17 protein-coding genes and 2 pseudogenes are annotated in these 21,175 nt (G+C 38.9%); 17 read left to right on the top strand and 2 right to left on the bottom strand.

Going from position 1 to position 21,175, the window contains the following annotated elements; translation table 11 throughout:
• Positions 1 to 53 precede the first annotated feature (53 nt).
• The 15 genes and pseudogenes from N4T56_RS18575 to N4T56_RS18500 all read left to right on the top strand — a co-directional run bounded on the left by N4T56_RS18575 (position 54) and on the right by N4T56_RS18500 (position 16,416).
• Positions 54 to 524: a MerR family transcriptional regulator gene (locus N4T56_RS18575; RefSeq protein ID WP_160056747.1), complete on the top strand. Its 471-nt coding sequence runs from the start codon at positions 54 to 56 to the stop codon at positions 522 to 524.
• Positions 524 to 2,770 carry a heavy metal translocating P-type ATPase gene (locus N4T56_RS18570; protein WP_261734874.1) on the top strand — a complete coding sequence of 749 codons (2,247 nt, stop codon included), beginning with the start codon at positions 524 to 526 and terminating at the stop codon, positions 2,768 to 2,770. The genes N4T56_RS18575 and N4T56_RS18570 overlap by 1 nt, the downstream gene beginning before the upstream one ends.
• A 10-nt stretch (positions 2,771 to 2,780) precedes the next feature.
• Positions 2,781 to 3,131 carry a cupredoxin domain-containing protein gene (locus N4T56_RS18565; RefSeq protein ID WP_188926860.1) on the top strand — a complete coding sequence of 117 codons (351 nt, stop codon included), beginning with the start codon at positions 2,781 to 2,783 and terminating at the stop codon, positions 3,129 to 3,131.
• 211 nt (positions 3,132 to 3,342) lie between these two features.
• A complete protein-coding gene (locus N4T56_RS18560; protein WP_188926859.1) occupies positions 3,343 to 3,708 on the top strand; it encodes a cation transporter in 366 nt (121 codons plus the stop codon).
• A gap of 210 nt (positions 3,709 to 3,918) precedes the next feature.
• Positions 3,919 to 4,266: a hypothetical protein gene (locus N4T56_RS18555; protein WP_261734256.1), complete on the top strand. Its 348-nt coding sequence runs from the start codon at positions 3,919 to 3,921 to the stop codon at positions 4,264 to 4,266.
• Between the two features lie 123 nt (positions 4,267 to 4,389).
• On the top strand, positions 4,390 to 5,823 hold the full coding sequence (locus N4T56_RS18550; protein WP_261734255.1) for a TolC family protein: 1,434 nt from the start codon (positions 4,390 to 4,392) through the stop codon (positions 5,821 to 5,823).
• Positions 5,820 to 7,358, top strand: coding sequence for an efflux RND transporter periplasmic adaptor subunit (locus N4T56_RS18545; RefSeq protein ID WP_261734254.1), 1,539 nt, complete (start codon positions 5,820 to 5,822; stop codon positions 7,356 to 7,358). The genes N4T56_RS18550 and N4T56_RS18545 overlap by 4 nt, the downstream gene beginning before the upstream one ends.
• 2 nt (positions 7,359 to 7,360) lie before the next feature.
• A pseudogene (locus N4T56_RS18540) lies at positions 7,361 to 10,491 on the top strand (efflux RND transporter permease subunit).
• A 193-nt stretch (positions 10,492 to 10,684) separates the two neighbouring features.
• Positions 10,685 to 11,059 carry a hypothetical protein gene (locus N4T56_RS18535; protein ID WP_229780183.1) on the top strand — a complete coding sequence of 125 codons (375 nt, stop codon included), beginning with the start codon at positions 10,685 to 10,687 and terminating at the stop codon, positions 11,057 to 11,059.
• A 135-nt stretch (positions 11,060 to 11,194) separates the two neighbouring features.
• Positions 11,195 to 11,708, top strand: a pseudogene (locus tag N4T56_RS18530) (DUF411 domain-containing protein).
• Entirely contained in the window at positions 11,705 to 13,723 is a 2,019-nt protein-coding gene (locus N4T56_RS18520; protein WP_261734251.1) for a copper resistance system multicopper oxidase, read from the top strand. The pseudogene N4T56_RS18530 and the gene N4T56_RS18520 overlap by 4 nt, the downstream one beginning before the upstream one ends.
• A gap of 11 nt (positions 13,724 to 13,734) precedes the next feature.
• Positions 13,735 to 14,448: a copper resistance protein B gene (locus N4T56_RS18515; protein ID WP_188926851.1), complete on the top strand. Its 714-nt coding sequence runs from the start codon at positions 13,735 to 13,737 to the stop codon at positions 14,446 to 14,448.
• Positions 14,449 to 14,563: 115 nt separating this feature from the next.
• On the top strand, positions 14,564 to 14,986 hold the full coding sequence (locus N4T56_RS18510) for a copper resistance CopC family protein (protein WP_182680750.1): 423 nt from the start codon (positions 14,564 to 14,566) through the stop codon (positions 14,984 to 14,986).
• Between the two features lie 14 nt (positions 14,987 to 15,000).
• Positions 15,001 to 15,897 carry a copper resistance D family protein gene (locus N4T56_RS18505; protein WP_188926850.1) on the top strand — a complete coding sequence of 299 codons (897 nt, stop codon included), beginning with the start codon at positions 15,001 to 15,003 and terminating at the stop codon, positions 15,895 to 15,897.
• 75 nt (positions 15,898 to 15,972) lie between these two features.
• A complete protein-coding gene (locus N4T56_RS18500; protein ID WP_160056779.1) occupies positions 15,973 to 16,416 on the top strand; it encodes a YybH family protein in 444 nt (147 codons plus the stop codon).
• A gap of 185 nt (positions 16,417 to 16,601) precedes the next feature.
• Here N4T56_RS18500 and N4T56_RS18495 read toward each other — a convergent pair whose 3' ends face one another.
• A complete protein-coding gene (locus tag N4T56_RS18495; protein WP_160056773.1) occupies positions 16,602 to 17,147 on the bottom strand; it encodes a CueP family metal-binding protein in 546 nt (181 codons plus the stop codon).
• 434 nt (positions 17,148 to 17,581) lie between these two features.
• On the opposite strand from N4T56_RS18495, the gene N4T56_RS18490 reads away from it, so the two are divergent.
• Both N4T56_RS18490 and N4T56_RS18485 read left to right on the top strand, forming a co-directional pair.
• Positions 17,582 to 18,802: an OprD family porin gene (locus N4T56_RS18490; protein WP_261734250.1), complete on the top strand. Its 1,221-nt coding sequence runs from the start codon at positions 17,582 to 17,584 to the stop codon at positions 18,800 to 18,802.
• A gap of 814 nt (positions 18,803 to 19,616) precedes the next feature.
• Positions 19,617 to 19,883, top strand: a complete 267-nt coding sequence (locus N4T56_RS18485) for a hypothetical protein (RefSeq protein WP_261734249.1) — start codon at positions 19,617 to 19,619, stop codon at positions 19,881 to 19,883.
• 57 nt (positions 19,884 to 19,940) lie between these two features.
• On the opposite strand, the gene N4T56_RS18480 is transcribed toward N4T56_RS18485, so the two are convergent.
• Positions 19,941 to 21,158, bottom strand: coding sequence for a DEAD/DEAH box helicase (locus N4T56_RS18480; RefSeq protein WP_261734248.1), 1,218 nt, complete (start codon positions 21,156 to 21,158; stop codon positions 19,941 to 19,943).
• Between the last annotated feature and the right edge of the window lie 17 nt (positions 21,159 to 21,175).

Genomic DNA, 21,175 nt, shown 5'->3' with positions numbered 1-21,175 from the left:
ACACAGAGTTATAGTTGAACTATCGTAGTTATTTATGATGGTTTGGAGGTTGTATGAAAGTGGCTCAACTCGCTAATAAATTGGGTGTATCCGCTGATACTGTGCGTTTTTATACTCGAATTGGATTACTCAATCCAAGCAAATCTCCCAATAATGGTTATAAAACATTCAACCATAAAGATATGGTGAGGATGCAATTTATTTTGAGTGCTCGAAATTTAGGATTTTCTGTCGAAGATATTAAAGTTATTTTTTCTAAGACTGATCTTGGGGATAGTGCATGTCAACTTGTACGCGAATTAATTAAAGTAAAGCTGCTTGAAACTGAGCAACAGTTCAACGAAATGGTGCAATTAAGAAGTAAGCTTTCTAAGGCGATACAAGATTGGTCTCAAATGCCTGACAACATACCCACAGGAAACATGATTTGCCATTTAATAGAGAATACAAATCAAGAGGATATAGTTTCAGAAGAATTAGGAGTTCCCCATTATGTTGATAAAGCTTCAATGGAGATTAAGTGATGACTAAAACAGGCCATACTACAATACAACTCAATATCCTCGGCGCAGGTTGCGCGAGTTGTGTTGGCAAAATTGAAAAAGCGATTAACAGCGTGCAAGGCGTTGATTCGGCCGAAATGAACTTTGCCGACAGAACAGTACTTGTTTCGGGTAACGCATCTGCCGAGTTGATTATAAAAGCAGTAGAAAGCGCTGGTTATAATGCCACTCAAATACAGGCTGAGTCGGCAGAAGATGCCATGAACGAGAAAGAACAGGCTGATTTACAACATTATAAAAGTTTATTACGCCATACCATTATCGCCTTGTCCGTCGGTATCCCGTTGATGATTTATGGACTTTTTATTGGCGAAATGACGGTATCAACCCTATTAGAGCAAACTGTGTGGGGACTGGTCGGTGTGGTGACTCTGGCAATTATGCTTATATCAGGTAGGCATTTTTATATCGGCGCTTGGAAATCATTTTTAAACCATAATGCCAATATGGACACCCTCATTGCCTTAGGTACCGGTACTGCTTGGGTTTACTCGATGTTGATTGTTTCATTTCCACAATTGTTCCCCGAGATGGCAAGACATGTTTACTTTGAAGCGACCGCAATGATTATTGGTTTAATTAATCTTGGTTTAGCACTAGAAGTTAAAGCGCGCGGTAAAACCTCTGAAGCGATTAAGCGTCTCATTGGTTTGCAAGCTAAAACTGCTCGGGTTATCCGTGATGGGAAAGACCTCGACATCGATATTGCTCATGTATTACTTAATGATCATGTAAAAGTTCGCCCTGGCGAAAAAATTCCAGTCGATGGGGTGGTTTTTGAGGGTAACAGCACCATTGATGAATCAATGTTGACCGGTGAGCCAATGCCTGTTGAAAAAGTGATAGGTGACGATGTGGTCACTGGCACCTTGAATAAATCAGGCTCAATCATATTTAAAGCCACTCGTGTAGGTAAGGATACCGCACTGGCTCGCATTATTAGTATGGTCAAACGGGCGCAAAACTCTAAGCCGCCGATTGGGCGTTTAGCAGATGTCATAGCCGCTTACTTTGTGCCCGCTATTATGATCATCGCTATAGTCAGTGCCATGGTGTGGTTTAATTTTGGCTCTGAGCCGTCAAGTGTATTTGCCATCGTGTCTGCAACAACAATATTAATTATTGCTTGTCCTTGTGCGCTAGGTCTCGCAACGCCAATGTCAGTGATGGTTGGCGTTGGTAAGGCAGCTGAATCGGGGGTGCTTATTCGTAACGGTGAAGCATTGCAAACCGCGTCTAAAATAACCGCCATGATAATAGATAAAACCGGCACCATTACTGAAGGTAAACCGCAAGTTACCGATATTATTTTGGTTAATGCCGACAGTGAAGAGCAGGTACTTGCCTTGTCTGCTGGAATCGAAAGTCACTCCGAACATCCACTCGCGCAAGCTATTGTAGAAAGTGCGAATGATAGAGGTATAGAAGCCATTGACACTGAGCACTTCAATGCCATTTCAGGTAAAGGTGTAGAAGCTGAAGTGGATGGCCAGACATTACTATTTGGTAATTTAAAACTGATGTTAGATAAACATATTGATATTGGCCTTCACGAAGCTAAGGCTCAAGTGTTAGCTGAAAATGCTAAAACACCAATGTATTTAGCGCTTGCAGGGCAATTACTGGCTATTATTGCGGTATCAGATCCGATAAAGCCTGATTCAATTGAAGCGATTGCGAGACTGAAACTCAATGGCATCAAAGTGATTATGTTAACCGGGGACAATAAAGCGACCGCCGCAGCAGTGGCTAAAAAAGTTGGTATTGATGATTTTTTCGCAGAAGTCATGCCAGAAGATAAAGCCAATAAAGTAGCTGAACTTCAGCAACAAAATGAAGTGGTTGGCATGACTGGCGATGGGATTAATGACGCCCCCGCATTAGCGTTAGCCGATGTTGGCTTTGCTATTGGAACAGGCACTGATGTGGCGATAGAAAGCGCTGATGTGACCTTAATGCGCGGATCACTTCATGGCTTAGCCGATGCGATAGCCATTAGTAAAGCAACGCTGCGCAACATTAAACAAAACTTGTTTGGCGCGTTTATATACAACGTCGCGGGTATTCCCTTAGCAGCAGGTGTGCTTTTTCCTGTTTTTGGTATTTTGCTAAATCCAGTGATTGCTGGCGCTGCGATGGCCTTTTCATCACTTACCGTAGTGAGTAACGCTAACCGTTTACGTTTGTTTAAAGCCAAGGAACACTAGGAGGCATAATATGTTAATTAATTTACTGTGTATCGCATTAATCGGTTTTATCATTTGGTGGTTTTGGCTATATAAACCGGCAAACGATTCTAGTGTTGACGCTAGTACATTGATACTGGTTAAAGACGGTGTGTATACGCCAGCACGAATTAAAATTTCGGCTAATACACCAACAGAGATAACCTTTTTACGCCAAGATAAATCCGGATGTTCAGCCACTGTCTTGCTACCCGACTTGGAGATTAGCCAAGATTTAGCGCTGGAGAAAACGACGACGATAGCCTTACCGGCACTGGAGAAAGGTGAGTATCCATTTCATTGCCAGATGCAAATGTACAAGGGTGTACTGATTGTTGAGTAAACACTAGATATCTATGCGTACTTTTCAATATTTTGGTATCAGTGATGAATATAATAGCAGTATTAAAATGAGCATTTTTAACTTTGCCATCAATATCTTGATTCTAACCTAAGCTGTTTACGGTCTAGGTTAGAAAATTGGCCATTTTATATTAATTACTTTTTATCTAAAACTTCAGAAAAATGATGAGTTAATGGTTAAGAGAGAGATTATGAGTGATTGTGAACATAGACCGGGCGTTAAAGAAGCGACTTTAGTTGTCAGAAACCTAAGATTAACTGGAGTTGATAATCAAAATTTAGAAACATTAAAGGCTGATATAGTCAAATTGTTTGGCATAGATGACGTGACTTATAATGAAAAATCGGAAGTTATTTATCTTACCTATGATGTCAGTCATATCAATTTAGAAAATATTGAGGAAGTTATCAGAAAGCATGGTGCTGATACTCATAATGATTGGTGGACCAATGTAAAGGTAAATTACTATCAATTTGTGGATCAAAACATCAAAGATAATGCAAATCATCAACCACATAGTTGCCACAAACCCCCACCAGGATCCAAGATAAGTTAAGACAATTAGATGTTAATTTTTATCGTTACTGACTATCTTTTAGTTAGAGCTTTTGAAGTGTGATCTATGTCAAGTATCAGTGGTTTAAAGTGAAAAAACACTACAGTTAACTAGGATTATTTAGGCAAGTAGAGTTAAAATTAATACAACTAATTATATTGGAGTTTTATCTTGAGTCGTATGCGAATTATCACAGTGATGCTTATCTTGATGACATTTGTCAGTCAAGCTTTTGCGTCTGTGATTTTGCCATGCCCCTCTGATATGAATTCAATGTTAAGTAAATCAAATCCAGTGAATACCGCTGCGACTAACGCTTGCCATCACCAATTAACATCAGATGTTGATGCCGTTAAAACATCTACCGCTGACATTCCTGATTGTTGTGATAATCAATGTGATTGTCCGATAGGTACTTGCTTTTCAATTGCCCTTGAAATGAAAATTGTCCAATCAGTAACCATCTCAAGTTTGAGTAGTTTTATATCTGGTTTGACTCAAAATACAACTCCGCAATATAACTCTTCTTTATATCGTCCTCCAATATTTTCTTGTTAGATAGGAAAGGCTTGATCAATTTTTGATCGTCTTCCTGTTCATTTATCTTTTTTAAAATAAATTAACAAGATATTACCTTTTTTCGAATTCAATTCGAGCATTGGTAACTAATTTGGAGGCTTTATGTCTTTAATTTACAAGAAATTGGGTGAAATTTACACTCAATATATTCTAATCGTAGTGATGTCCTTTATTGGTATTAGCGCTGCGGTATATGCGGCAGAACCAGTACAGACATTATCACTGGAAGAAGCCGTTTATCTCTCTCAGTCGAACGATCCCTGGTTAGTCAGTAATCAATTTCAACAAGATGCTATTAAATCTGAAAGCATAGCGGCAGGAACCTTACCAGATCCAAAAATCAGTGTTGGTTTAGCGAATTTGTCCATAAACACTTTTGATTTTGGACAAGAAGCAATGACTCAATTGAAAATTGGTGTCACTCAAATGTTTCCGCGAGGGGATAGCTTAAGTTTACGCCAACAGCAACTTGAGTTAACGGCGGAGCAATACCCATTTTTAAGACAAGATAGACGAGCTAAGTTAAGTGTCACCACCGCTCAAATTTGGTTTGATATATATAAAACGCAAGAGAGTATTGCACTGATTGAGCGTAATCGGAACTTATTCGAACAATTATCTGATGTCGCAAAAGCAGGATATTCATCTGCTCTTGGTAAATCTAATCAGCAGGACATCATTCGTGCTCAGTTAGAGGTGACCCGTCTCGAAGATAAGCTGACCGTCTTAGCTCAGGAAGAAAATATGCTTAAGCAGAAATTATCTGAATGGGTTGGTAAGGCATTCGTTGGTGAGTATAGAAGAGAGTATGAACAAGACTATGAGTTGTCATTTTCGACGTTTACCGTCCCAAATACACTTCCTCAAATTAAGCTAATTAATTCTAATTTATATCTAGATGAGGAAAAAAGCCCAAATTATCAACAATCTTTATATGAAGCATTTTCTGACCATCCACTTCTATTAGCTTTGGAACAAAGAATTGAATCAAGCCGGAAAGGTGTAGAGTTAACAAAGCAATTATATAAGCCTGAATGGGGGCTAAACGCTGGATATAGTTATCGAGGCGATGATCCTATGGGTAATTCTCGCGATGATTTGTTGTCAATAGGTGTGAGTTTTGATTTACCAATATTTACTTCTTCAAAGCAAGATAAGCAAGTTCAAGCCGCTATTTCTCAGTCAGAGTCAATTAAAACAGAAAAGTGGTTACTGCTTCGAAACATGATGGCGTCATACGGTACTGCGAAAGCGCAATTTCTTAAATTGGAACAACGTCAGAAACTCTATAACGATTTTTTATTACCTCAAATGCAAGATCAAGCAGATGCGTCACTAACGGCTTACACGAATGATAAGGGAGATTTCGCTGAAGTCGTTCGCTCCCTCATTGCTCAATTGAATACTCAATTAGATGCTTTGGCTATTAACGTTGATTTACAGAAACTTAAAGTTCAATTGAACTATTTTTTTACCCCCAATGTGGATTCAGTTAGCATCTCACATAAATCTTATGTTGATGGAGAAGTAAAATGAACAACAATTTAAAAATGATCAGCATATTAGTTATCGGTATTCTTACTGGTATTAGTGCATCAATCTTATATACACCGAAGAATGAAATAGCTTCAGAGGACAGCGCAAAAGCTAAGCCATCATATTGGGTCGCACCTATGAATCCTAATTATCGTAGTGATAAACCAGGGAAATCACCAATGGGTATGGATCTTATACCTGTATACGAAGATGGCACCGATTCGACAGATTTTGGATCTGGTGCCGTTAAAATATCACCTGCAGTGATTAATAAACTTGGTATGCGGACATCCGTAGCAACGTTTGGCACACTACAAACAAGCATTAAAACAGTTGGATATGTTCAATATGATCAAGATCAACTTATTCATATTAATCCAAGAGTCGAAGGATGGATTGAAGAACTTTATGTAAAAGCTTCAGGTGATCCGGTTATTAAAGGGCAACCTATATATTCGATTTATTCTCCTGCTTTAGTTAATGCACAAGAAGAAATGTTATTAGCTTTAAATCGAAATGATCAGCGTTTGATTACAGCTTCTGAAGCTCGGTTGAAAGCATTATTAATACCAAGCGAGGAGATTAAAGCGCTACGAAAAAATAGAATAGTCAAACAAAATATTACGTTTTATGCTGATCAAAGTGGTGTTATTGATAATTTGAATGTAAGGGAGGGCTCGTTTGTAAAACCGGGTATGACAATGTTTTCAATTGGTTCATTAACACAAGTATGGGTTGAAGCTGAAGTTTTTGAACGTCAAGCAAACATGGTTAAAGTTGGGCAAGAAGTTGAAATGAAATTAGATTATTTACCTGGTCAATCTTGGCAAGGAAAAGTCGATTATGTCTACCCCGCATTAGATAGTAAAACAAGAACGCTAAAAGTGAGATTGCGCTTCGATAATACCAATGCTGCATTAAAACCGAATATGTTTGCACAAGTGTCGATAAAAACACGAAGTGATGAGGATGTATTACTGCTACCAAGGGAAGCAGTGATTAGAACAGGAAACTCAGACCGAGTAGTACTTGCCCTCGGTGAAGGTAAATATAAATCTGTAGCAGTAACGTTAGGACGATTCGATGATGATAAAATTCAAATAAAATCAGGCCTGTATGACGGAGATGTTGTTGTCTCGTCAGCACAATTCCTATTGGATTCTGAATCAAATAAAACCTCTGACCTTAAACGTATGAGAGCACCTGACGATGAGCAAGAAAATATTCAAGCCATCACTCCAGAAACTGCTTGGGTAGAAGCAAAAGTAAATAGCTTAATGGCTGCACATCGAATGATTAATGTGAATCATCAAGCTGTCAGTGAATGGGAATGGCCACAAATGACCATGGACTTTATTGTTGATGACAGTGTGGATTTCTCTGTATTTACCGTTGGTGCTGTGCTTCATATTGAATTAGAAAAAACATCAGACGGCTTGGTCAAAGTGGTAAATATACACAATCCCAAAGCTACTGATGATGTATCTAATACAACACATCAAGCAGATCATTCAGGAATGGAGATGGGAGAATAACCATGATTGAATCAATAATACGATGGTCTGTAGCAAACAGATTTTTTGTTTTGCTCGCCAGTGCAATTCTCGTCGGCGCGGGTTTATTTTCACTTAAAAATACCCCTATTGATGCTTTGCCTGATTTATCTGATGTTCAGGTAATTATTAAAACAAGTTATCCAGGTCAAGCCCCACAAGTAGTTGAAGATCAAGTCACTTACCCTTTAACTACGGCTATGCTGTCTGTGCCTGGTGCGGTAACGGTCAGGGGATTCTCTTTTTTTGGTGATTCATATGTCTATGTCATCTTTGATGAAGAAACCGATTTATATTGGGCTCGTAGTCGTGTGTTGGAATATCTTAGCCAAGTCGTTTCAACGTTACCTGATAATGCAAAGCCTCAATTAGGACTCTGACGCAACAGGTGTGGGCTGGGTATATTTATATGCACTCGTAGATAGAACCGGTAAACACGATATTAGTGAGTTACGCAGTCTACAGGACTGGTTTTTAAAGTATGAATTACAAACTGTCCCAGGGGTTTCTGAAGTGAGTGCTCTAGGGGGGATGGTTAAACAGTATCAGATTAAGGTTGACCCTGATAAGTTGCGTGCCTTTGGTATACCTTTAAATGCTATTCAAATGGCGATTAACCGTGGTAATCAAGAAATTGGTGCCTCTGTTGTCGAAATCTCAGAAGCTGAATATATGGTTCGTGCTACAGGATATCTTGAGAATAAAGAGGATATCGGCAATATCCCATTAGGCGTGAACAATAATGGCACCCCATTACTGCTAAAAGATGTTGCGGATATCGGGACTGGATCGCAAATGCGACGTGGCGTCGTTGATCTAAACGGTGAAGGTGAGACGGTCGGTGGCATTATTGTGATGCGATTTGGTGAAAATGCCCAAAAGACAATTGATGGCGTTAAAGCTAAATTAGAGACATTAAAAAAGTAGCCTTCCTGAGGGCGTGGAAGTTGTGACGGTTTATGACCGCAGTGGCTTAATTGAGAGAGCCGTATCAAACTTAGGGTTTAAACTGCTAGAGGAATTTTTAGTTGTTGCTTTAGTCTGTATGGTTTTTTTGGCGCATGTAAGATCATCACTTGTGGCGATTGTTAGCCTTCCAGTTGGTATTTTAACGGCATTTATTATTATGCACTTGCAGGGTTTGAATGCCAATATCATGTCTTTAGGCGGTATTGCAATTGCAATTGGTGCCATGGTCGATGGCGCCATTGTCATGATTGAAAATATGCATAAACATATGGAACGAACGCCATTGACGCCAGAAAACCGTTGGCAGGTTGTAGCTCGGTCTGCCAGCGAAGTTGGCTCTGCTTTATTTTTTAGTTTACTGATTATTACTGTTAGTTTTTTACCGGTATTTACCCTCGAAGCACAGGAGGGAAGGATGTTTTCACCGCTTGCGTTTACTAAAACTTACGCAATGGCTGTGTCATCAGCGTTAGCTATAACATTAGTTCCAGTGTTAATGGGTTACTTTATTCGCGGAAAAGTACTTCCTGAGCACAAAAACCCGGTTAATCGACTTTTAACAGCAGTATATGTGCCTGTTTTGAGAAAAGTACTGGCTTTTCCGAAGATGACGCTGCTATTTGCATTATTTGTGTTGTTAATTGGTGTGTGGCCACTAAATAAAATTGGTAGTGAATTTATGCCTCCATTAGATGAAGGTGATTTAATGTACATGCCGACAACTTACCCTGGTATTTCTATTGGTAAAGCACGCCAATTAGTGCAACAAATGGATAAGTTAATTTACACTGTGCCCGAAGTTAAAACCGTATTTGGTAAGGTTGGTCGAGCAGAGTCCGCAACGGATCCTGCACCTCTGACAATGGTGGAGACGTTTATTCAACTTAAGCCCAAAAGCGAGTGGAGAGAAGGCCTGACTACAGAGAGTTTAAAACAAGAACTAGACTCATTAGTTAAGTTACCAGGTGTGACTAACGCATGGGTAATGCCAATTAAAACCCGAATAGATATGTTGGCGACAGGGATCAAAACACCTGTAGGCATTAAAATTGCTGGACCTAATCTCAAGGAAATTGAAAAAATTGGTAAACAATTAGAAGAAATCCTTAAAGATGTTAAGGGGACTTCGTCAGTTTATGCTGAAAGAGTTGCAGGCGGACGTTATATTAAAGTTGATATCCAGCGTGAGAATGCTGCTCGATATGGTTTGAATATAGCGGATGTTCAACAGGTTGTGGCCACAGCGATTGGTGGTATGAGTATTTCACAAACCGTTGAAGGGTTAGAGCGATACCCCATTAACCTACGCTATCCTCAGGATTATCGTAATTCACCTGAAGCATTAGCTTTATTGCCTATAGTGACTCCGCAAGGTTTGAGAATTTCTTTGGGTGACGTTGCGGACGTTATTATTGAAAATGAACCTCCGGGTATCAAAAGTGAAAATGCTCGCCTTAATGGTTGGGCTTACATTGATATTGAGGATGTTGATATTGGTAGTTATGTTGATATAGCACAAAAAGTTGTGGATGATAAATTGATATTACCCGCCGGTTACTCTATTACTTGGGCTGGTCAATATGAGTATATGGAAAGAGCTAAAGCAAAGCTTACTTACGTAGTACCATTTACTTTATTTATTATCATTATTTTATTGTTCATGAATTTCCGCAATGTTGTTGAAGTTGGAATTATTGTGGGGACATTGCCTTTTGCCATGGTGGGCAGTATTTGGTTAATGTATTTACAAGGTTTCAATTTTTCAGTTGCAGTAGGAGTCGGTTTTATTGCATTGGCGGGTGTCGCTGTCGAAATCGGCGTCATTATGCTTGTTTATTTAAACCAAGCCTATAGAGAAGCGATTGATCATAGTTCACAGCAGCTAGAAAAATTTGATGAACTAAAGTTGACTCAATCTGTTATTCAAGGTGCAGGTATGCGCGTACGTCCTGTAATGATGACGGCAGCAGCAATCATAGCTGGATTATTGCCTATCCTTTATGGTACTGGAACCGGTTCCGAGGTGATGAGTAGGATTGCTGCGCCAATGGTCGGCGGAATGGTTAGTGCAATCATACTGACACTATTAATTGTCCCCGTTGTATTCTTTTTATGGCGTCGTACTAAATTGATACATGAGGAATGATAATATTTAGTTGATTAGGATAACGATGCAGATAAAAAAATGCATCGTTATTTTATATTAGATTGATTTTTATCATATTTTTTATTTTAAAATGTTATTTTTATTTTCATTTAATTATGTTTTTCAAATAAATTTTCATTGCTAAATGCAGTATTTTTCACTACTATTATTTGATAATCATTGGAGATATATTTTGCGTAGAATCCACTTAATCATGATGTTTGTTTTACTGACGTTTGTCGGTCAAACTTTTGCGTCTGTGATTATGCCTGGTACTATGCCAATGAATTCAATGACGACTTCAAATATGCCTGCTGAAAATGGCAAAGCATGTCATGACGCTAGTATGCAAATGAATATGAACATGGATATGAACGATGGTGCGGATGATAGTTGCTGCGCCCAAGCGTGCCATTGTCCTGTCGGCTCATGTTTATCAGTCGCTTTAACGATGGCCATGCCAACGCTTAAATCAGAAGTCAGCTTAGTTAATTCTGCAACAATGTTTACCTCAGCACTAATGCCTCAGTATTTTTCATCTTTATACCGTCCTCCAATATTTGCCTAACATAGGCACAGTTACGCCTTTTTTTGCTAACTGTCCTAGCCAATCATGTAGTTTCAATTTTTTAACCTTTTGGTTAATAAACTGACATTAAACCGCGTTGTTTAATGTGACGAAATTTGATTTGGAGGCAATATTATGTCTGCTCTATATCGCAATGCTATTCGTTTTTTTCGTGTAATAGGTACTATTTTTATTCTGCAAATTATGGGAGGGATGTTACCTGCCCATGCAGCGGAGCCCGGCACTACGGCGCCATTACTCACTGTTTATAAAGATGCCAATTGTGGCTGTTGTGAAAAATGGCTTACTCATATTAGTGAGCGTGGATTTAATGTTGATGCCCACAATATTAACAACCTTTATGAGTTTAAACAGTCAAAGGGTATTCCTGCTTCAATGCAATCTTGCCATACCGCAGTGTCATCTCAAGGTTATGTGTTTGAAGGGCATGTCCCTGCAAAATTCATTAGTCGTTTTTTAGCCACCCCCTAAAGATGCTATCGGCTTAACCGTACCCGCTATGCCTGTGGGCAGCCCTGGTATGGAGTACCAAGATAAATTTATGCCATACCAAGTCTTACTGTTGAAAAATGATGGCAGTAGCCAGGTATACGCCCAAGTGAACTCGCTTGAGGAGTCTGTGCAATGAAATCGCAATACATGATAAAGCCCATGACTCAAACGACAAACAGTGAACTCAACAACAGCCGACGCAGGTTTGTGTTTGGTGCATCAGCCATGTTGGCATTGATGTCGACCCCTTTCCCTAAAAATGCTTTTGCCAATGCATTAAGCCAATCGTTGAGCCAGCTTTCTGGCAAAGTGTTCGACTTATCAATTGACTATAAAATGGTTAATTTTACCGGGAAATCTGCTCGAGCCACTGTGGTCAACCAATTGCTGCCCGCGCCGTTATTGCGCTGGAAAGAAGGTGAAACAGTCACCTTAAGAGTAAAAAATAACCTCGACCAAGATAGCTCTATTCACTGGCACGGTATTATTTTACCCACCGAAATGGACGGTGTGCCTGGCTTTAGCTTTGATGGCATTAAACCCGGTGAAACATTTGAGTATCAATTTACCGTCCAACAAAGTGGCACATATTGGTATCACAGTCATTCAGGCTATCAAGAACAAACCGGTTTATTCGGTGCTATTGTGATTGATCCTGCGACCCCCGATCCGGTCATATATGACCGTGACTATGTGATCATGCTGTCTGATTGGTCTGACGAAGCCCCTGAAAACATTTATGCCAAATTAAAGAAACAAGCCGATTACTATAATTACCGTGAGCGTACGGTAATGGATTTTTTCTCTGACGTGAATAAAAATGGCTTAGCCAATACGTGGAACGCTCGTTCGATGTGGAATAACGCGCGCATGAGTGACAGCGACATATCTGATGTTACTGGTTCAACTTACACCTATTTAATGAATGGCAATCCTCCGCAACAGGGCTGGCAAGGGTTGTTTGAACAAGGTGAGAAGGTGCGCTTACGCTTTATAAATAGTTCTGCTATGACCATATTTGATGTGCGTATACCGGGCCTAAAGATGAGTGTTGTCGCCAGTGATGGTCAGAACATTCAACCGGTTTCTGTGGATGAATTTCGAATCGGTGTTGCTGAAACCTATGATGTGGTTATTGAGCCAGAGGTTGATAATGCTTACTGTATTTTCGCTCAAAGTATTGACCGCACCGGCTTTACGGTAGGTAACCTTACTTCAGATGCCAGTTTACATGCTCTTATTCCCCCAATGGATCCAAGGCCAGTCCTTAGCCACAGTGATATGGGCATGGACATGAGTGGTATGGACATGAGTGGTATGGATCATAGCAAAATGGACATGGGCGCAGGTGATATGTCAGGCATGGAACATAGCAAAATGAACATGGGTGGCGGTGATATGCCAAGCATGCACCACAGCAAGATGGCTATGGGCGGCGGTGATATGCCTGGCATGGATCATAGCAAAATGGCTATGGGCGGCGGTGATATGCCTGGCATGGATCACAGCAAGATGGCTATGGGCGACGGTGATATGTCAGGCATGGATCACAGCAAAATGGCCATGGGGACTGCTAAAGCGACAGTCTCAGGATTAGGGCTTGCAGGCTTTGGCAGTAACAATGAAATTAAACACATTGACACCGAGTTCGACCCACAAGTGGATATGCGTGCCGATGCCCCAAAAAGTGGTTTACACGATCCTGGTATTGGATTGCGTGACCATCAACAACAATTTAATCGCAAAGTATTAACTTATGGCGATATTAAAGGCTTACATCCTACCTACGACACGCGCCAACCCAGCCGCGAAATTCAACTGCATTTAACCGGCAATATGAACCGATATATGTGGTCTGTAAATGGGGTGAAGTTTATGGACGCCGCGCCATTAGAGTTTGAATACGGTGAAAGACTGCGGATCACCTTAGTGAACGACACGATGATGACTCACCCTATGCATTTGCATGGTATGTGGAGTGAGTTAGAGACAGGCGATGCTGATTTTATTCCCCGAAAGCACACGGTATTAGTTCAGCCGGGCTCTAAGATCAGTTACTTAGTCACCGCCGATGCAAAAGGGCAATGGGCATATCATTGCCACTTGTTATTCCACATGCCAGGCATGTTCAGAAAAGTCGTGGTGAAATAAGGGGAATACAGATGAATAAAACGAATTTAGTGGCCTTGGGACTGTTGAGCCTGAGCGCCTCATTGACTAGCTCAGCTGTGTTTGCCGGCGGTAATGATGATCCTCTATTAACAAAAGTCATGCTGGATCAATTTGAAAAAGGCGTGGATCCGCAAGATCCCACCCAGTTTAGTGCACAAGCCTGGTTAGGTTACGATTTGAATAAGTTGTGGCTTAAAACCGAAGGTGAATATTCAAATAGTGATAAGCAAGACCTTGAAATTCAGGCTCTTTACAGTAAGCCCATCGCACCATACTGGGATGTACAATTCGGTATTAAAACCGATATCAAACCGACGCCGAACCGTAATTGGGCTGTGATTGGGGTTCAAGGGTTAGCGCCATATTTTTTTGATATTGACGCGGCCTTATTCATCGGTGAACAAGGCCGTACGGCTATGCGGTTGAGTGCGGAATATGAACTGTTAATCACTCAAAAGTTGATACTCACACCTGAAGTAGAAGTTAATTTATTTGGTAAGGACGATGCTGAACTTGGAATAGGCTCAGGCTTATCTGACGTCAGTGCAGGGCTGCGATTGAGATACGAGATTGTTCGAGAGTTCGCACCCTATATCGGTGTGGATTGGCGTCAGAAGCTCGGTAATACCGCCGATTACGCCCGAAATGAAGGGGAAGAAACACAAGAAACCCAGTTTGTTATTGGTTTTAGAGCTTGGTTCTAAGACCTCGTTCGTACACTGAGTTATAAGCTTGGCGCCAAGATGTTAGCTAAGCCAATATTTAATCATTTATGTAAACCGTTTTTCGATCGTTAAAAACAATATAAAAGGAAATATCATGAAATTATTTAACAACGTTTTAGTCGTAACAAGTCTATTCCTGAGTGCTTCAGCATTTGCTCATGTCGGACTGGGCAGTTCTATGCCCGCTAACGGTGCGATGCTAAGTCAAGCCCCAACAACGCTTGAACTGACCTTTACGGCTCCGGTACGTTTGGTCAAATTAACAATGCAAGATGAGAAGCAGCAAAGCGTACCGCTAACATTACCTTCAAGTGCGACCAGCCAAGCAGCATTTTCATTCGCTCTACCAGCATTAAACGCAGCTAATTACACAGTTAACTGGATGATCATGGGTGACGACGGTCATAAGATGAAAGGCAACATGAGCTTTATGCTTCACGACTCTGGCATGAACACTCGCAGTGCACCGCCTATGACAATGGAGCATGAGACTAGCGAGCACACTGCACATCAATAAGTGGATGAGTAAACATGATATTAACCGTATTTGAAATATCGGTGTTGATATCTAAATGGGTTATCTATCTGAGTGTTGCCGCCGTTATTGGCGGCACATTGATGCAATATCTCATTAAGGGTCAACCGAACCTTGGTATTAACGTTGCAAAATATACCTTCGTAGGTGCCGTTTTGGGGTTGATTGCCGTCAGTATCAACTATTTTGCTCAAGTAGGGGCTTTTGCTGAAAGTGGCTTGATGGGAATATTTGATGCGCAGATGCATGCTTTTCTTTGGCCAACCCAGGTAGGGCAAACGGTGCTTTGGCGCTTAATCGGTTTTGGGATAATGCTAGTGGTTAGTGGTTTACTGTTACATAAGAACCGTTATATCAAAACGTTTTCTGCGGTATTAGCGATTCTCAGCTGTCTGTTAATTGCTGTCACGTTTACTTTTATTGGCCATAGCACTGAACTGGGATTGCTTGCTCAAGGCTTAATATTGATACACGTGTTGATCATTGGCAGCTGGATAGGCGCTTTTTATCCATTATGGAAATTATGCAGCACCGATGACAACATCGTCATAAAAAATGTCATGGATACATTTGGTCGTTTAGGCATAGTGATTGTCATTCTAGTGTTGCTTTCAGGCATGGGAATGGTGTGGATGTTGTTTGATAGTCCCACTGAATTAATCAGTTCCGATTATGGTATTGCGGTCACCATCAAGCTCTGTTTGGTGGCTATCATTTTGTTTATAGCAGCATGGCATAAATTGGTTTTAGTACCGAAATTAACGATTGCGAACCCATCACTCGCAAAACAAAAACTACAAAAATCGATTGGATTAGAAGCATTAATAGCAGTACTGATATTAGCGACAACAGCGGTACTTTCGAGCGTGCTTGGTCCTATGAGTCTTGGATAATCACTATAAATTGACAGAGAGATAAAAATGAAAAATAGACCTTTAACAATACTCATAACCACCGGGATATTACTGATGTCCGCAGGACAAAGCTCATTGAGCTTTGCCCATGGTGATGAAACTCACCCTATAGAACAAAAAGCGTTTATCGGTGTTGATTCCGCCGCGGGCAATGTCGTCAAACAATTTCATGCTGCATTACAAACGGGCAATGAGGTTATTGTTAGGCAGTTATTAGCAGCCAATGTTCAAATTTATGAAGGTGGAAAAGTAGAGCGTTCACTTACAGATTATGCCAATCATCATATGCTTGCGGATATGGCCTACTTAAAAGGGTTAACCATAACGCCAAAAGAACACCAAATAACGATTACGGGTGACGTTGCCATTTCAACGTCAATAAGTCACGCCCAAGGTGAATATAAGGGTAAAAGTATTGACTCGATGGCCATGGAAACGCTTGTGTTAATTAAACAAGTGGATGGTAGTTGGAAAATAACCCACGTGCACTGGTCGTAACTAATAACAATTTCATCAACCAGATAAAGGATTATCTTGAGTTCCTTTGTAGGTGCTCCCAAGAAAACCACAAAGACTCAGGTCATGTTAATGCATGATATTTTATGGAAAAGGATTTCCATTTTTTATATAAAAAAGACCGGAATAATTCCAGTCCTTTTACAAGCCATATTTAAATATTAACTTTAAATAAGTTTCATAGTTGTAATGCAAGTTCTATCGTTATTGAAAGTAGACAATACTTCTCTCGCCACTCTTTTGCTTCCGTCTTTTGGTTCATAGTAAATATTAAATGCTAAATTGCTATCTTTTGGAACCCAAAAGTCTATAAATCCATCACTTTGTGTCGTCATTTTTTTGTCTATTAATGTTTCACCTGTGTCAGTATCAATCATGACAACTTTCATTGTTTGATTTTTTATCTCACCGGTACAACCTGTTAAAACATGATTGGTACATGGGTGAGAACTATTAATGTAAGGAGCTATTGAAAGAAAGAATTGATCTTTTGGTATAGCTACAGAACTACTTTTTCCATCTGCGAAAGTTGCAACTATTTTGTTGGGTAGAACTTTTATCATTATCCCATCATTATTTTTGTATAGTGTATGAGCTGTCGTGACAGCACTTTTGTAATCTAACTTTTTGAATGATTCAGAATCTATCGTTGTAGCATATGATTGACTTGAAAATGCAACTATAAGTGCTAATAGAATGTGTTTTTTAATCATGGTCTGAGTTTTCCTATATAGTGTATAAAATATTTTTATTTAAACGTGCCTCGCTTATTTTTATTGTAACGTTTGTGGTTTTATATATATTGATCTAATTAACATTATTGATATCGGCCTGATATTTTTGGTCGTTTGTTTTTTGTTTTTTAAATATATGCTTTAACGCTCTATTCTCCTAGGTTTTTAACTCAGGTTTTAAACTTGCGTCTTTTTTAATTTTTCTACCTAAGTTTTTAACTTGGGTTTTAAACCTATGTCTTATTTTAAATTAATATTTATGTCGGTTTGATATTTTTTGTTGTGAAATAGATCACTGTTAAAAATGCTCTAGTTTGTATTATCGATTGGGTTTGTAATTTATTTGTTTATCTTTGGTTTTAGTTTTACTTAATATGGTTTCTTATTTGTAACTTAACGTTAATAAGGTTTATATGTTTAAATATAATAAATATGTTTTGGTGCTATTAGCAATGAGTAATAATGCATTCTCTAATGGTGATATTGAAAGTTTTTCTGAATGGATACACAATGGTAATGTTGGAGGTACAGCGAAATCGTACTATTTCGAACAAGATTTTGACGATTCAAATGCAGAGAATAGCTCGATTTGGGTGAATGGTGGTAATGTTACTTTTAATACATCAGAGTTTAATGGGTTTAAATTGGGAGGAGAAGTACAGGGATCATACGTTAGTAACATCAATGATGATGATGATAGAACTGCGGGCAGTATAAACGCACAAGGTCTTGTATTATCGGAAGCTTTTTTGAGGTATCAGTTTGGTGATACGGTGCTTTCTGGAGGTAGGCAACACTTTTCATCACCCTTGATCGCTAACTCAGGTTCAAGATTAATAAAAGAGTCTTTTGAAATGTATCAGGTATCTTCAAGTCATTTTGAGGATACTGATATTTCGATTGGTTATGTGACTAAATATCAGACTCGAACAGATAAATCATTTTATGTTGATAATGAATTTGTTGATTTTGATTATAATGGTTCTGGTTCCCCTGGCGACTTTTATAAAATAGGCAATGATGGCGTCTTTTTCGCACAAGTTAATAAACGGATAGCTAAAAAAGTTAAAATTAACTCACAGTACGCAAATGTAATAAATGAAGTCCAAGCTCTCTATGCGGATGTAGAATATACATTGCCAACTAACTTTAACAGTTATATTGCAATGCAATATTACAAAACTAAGTGGGATAAAAATGAGCTAGTCGATAATGATCTTTTGGGCTTTAAAATAGGTTTCAGTCAGGGAGGAGTAGATTTTTTCGCTGGTTATACATTAGCTGGAGGAAATGAAGGAGAAAATAGAGTTTTTAGAGGCATAGGTCAAGGAGCTTATTATCAGTTTACTGCCACTACTAAAACTGCGGGTGTTGCTGCATTTGAAGCGGGCACAAATTCGTATCAACTGGGGTTAGGTTCTACTATCTCTAATGTTAAAGGTAAATTATTTTATACATCTTTTGACAATCCCATAGTTGGAAAAGATTTAAATGAATGGACGGTTAACCTTGCATATCAATTGGATGGTAAACTCGAAAATTTCGGTATATCAATTGATTTTTCAATATTGGATTATGAAAACAATCAAAAAGACGCTACAGATTTAAGAACGAAATTCACTTACAGCTTTTAAAAATTGTAAATGCTTTTGACAAATGTTAATTCCCTAATAATTATATTGTAATTGTAAATTCAGGTCGTGTTAATGTGCTTGGGTTTACAATTTTACATGAAAAATACGTCTAGATGATTAAAGTTGAAAAACTTGTTATTTGATAATTTATCAATATCTACGTTTACAAAAAAATTCATCTTGAATGTATTTTAGAACCAGGGGGTACAAACATAAGGGTGTTTTATGATTTTTTTTAGATCACTAACAGTAGTGGCTAAAAAATATCAGCTGCTACTTTATCAGACAGCTTTAGAGAAATAGCTAAATATAATGTGACCAAGTCCGCTAATTACTACTTTCATACACGTAGTGTTCTCTATAATCTTTAAGGTAAATATCATTGTTCCTCAAATAAGTCCCGTAGTTATGGACAATGTAATTTGAGAACAGTGTTTGATTTTGATTATTTGAAGCTTTGATGTCGGTTCTAATATTTTGCATGCCAGATCGCCTATTAATACTGATGTACATTAGAAAGCGTGTTTGAAGATGAATCAAAAATAAACTCAAAAACGGTATTGAAAGTGCATTTATTTATCGTAGTTTTTTTCCAATGATGGGATTAAAGAGTACTCATATCGGACGATTACTTGTTAGCGCAATAAATGTGCAATTCTCAAAAGATTACAGCCATACATAAATATTTACCTCCATCTTCCTAATTTAAAAGCATGCAAAGCCATCCCTCATCATTAAAAGTATTGAGACCCTCTTGATTCTGTAATTTATTCAAGGTATTTTGATTATGTAACAAAACCAAGGTGGAGTTTACATGTCTGAAGAAAAAGCTGAGCACAAGGTAAAACATGGCGGATTTCGAACTGGTGCAGGTCGAAAAACTAAATACGAAAAAACAGTCGTGATGCGGGTTCCTGAAAAATACAAAGACGCTATAAAAAGTTTAATTAAACATTTAGTTGATTGTGAAATGATAGATAAAAACTACTCAGGAGTGAAGTCCGAACCTATTTTTATTCGATCTCTTCAGGACAAACCACAAAAAATAACTTTTATTGTTAATCCAGTTTCAAAATCTTGATTAAGTAACGATATCAAGTTGTATAATGATAAATAATCTAGATTGAAGTAAGTAAAGTTACTTCAACTCTCCTAACCCTAACCCTAGGCCTATGGTTTCTTGTTTGAAGCGACCGAATATATTCATCACTTGGTCATATGAAGTTGATAAAAAATCTTCATCGAACAAGCTATCAATGTTTTCATTGAAATCATTTAGTTTAATTTCATTACCGGACAAATCAATACTTGGCTCTTTCAACGAAATTGTTTTGTTTTGACTAATAGTCTCATCGCCGACGAGCAGTGATTGCATTGTTTCAAATTTTACAACATCAGCCTCAACAGGCACGTCATGTCTAACTCTATAAGCATACTCTAGTAACTTGGGTTCCGCTGGCATATAAAGAATTGCTTCTTGATTAGTAGTGTCTGTAACTCTAAGAATTCGTCCTAGTGTTTGCCTAAAATACATTTCAGTTTTTATGTTTGAGAGATAACAACACACTTGTAGGCGAGGGATATTAGTTCCCTCACTAATCATTCCAACAGAAATAATCCACTTGGATTCTGAATGTCTGAATCGCTGAATAATGGCTGTCGGGTCATTTTCCTTATAGGTAGCTACAACCGCTTCTTCTTCAAGCCATTTTTTTACAAATGTTGAAATTCTATTGGCCTGTTCTATCGATGACGCTACGATTAAGCCAGCGGCATTAGAGTTTTCAAGTCTTATAAAATCTAGCTTTTTACTAGCCGAAGTGATGATATGTTTTATTACATCCTCATTTTCGATTACGTCCTGGTATGCAACTTGGGAGTTAGACAGTAGGTCATCAAAGCTTTCGAAAACGACGGTTTCATTACTTTCTATTACTGAAATATGATTGTTATCAATAGCGATTATCTGAGGTACGCGACAAACACCGTCTAAAATGGCCTCATGAAGCCCATAGACGTAATCACATGAGATTTCACCATCTGGTGAGGCGTAGCTAGCAAAAACGATAGGGGCCGTATCTGAGCGCCAAGGCGTGCCGGTTAATGCCATGGTGAATCGAGCTTTGTTCTGAATGTTCAGAATTATATGCTCTCCCCATGAATTCGCATTATCGACAGTAGATCCTGCACAATGATGGATTTCATCGAAAATAACGAATACTGCGTAATACCATGATGCCGATCGGTCAATACCATTCAAGCCGATCACTTTTTTGTTCGCCAGTAGACCTCCGTTGTTAATTTGCACCCAAAACTGATCCACTTTCCCCCTAATTTGCATTGAAAACTGATCCACATATTTAATACCTCCTG

The organism is Shewanella phaeophyticola (genome assembly GCF_025398315.1).
Classification (GTDB): Bacteria; Pseudomonadota; Gammaproteobacteria; order Enterobacterales; family Shewanellaceae; genus Shewanella; species Shewanella phaeophyticola.
This window is presented reverse-complemented; position numbering and strand designations above follow the sequence as displayed.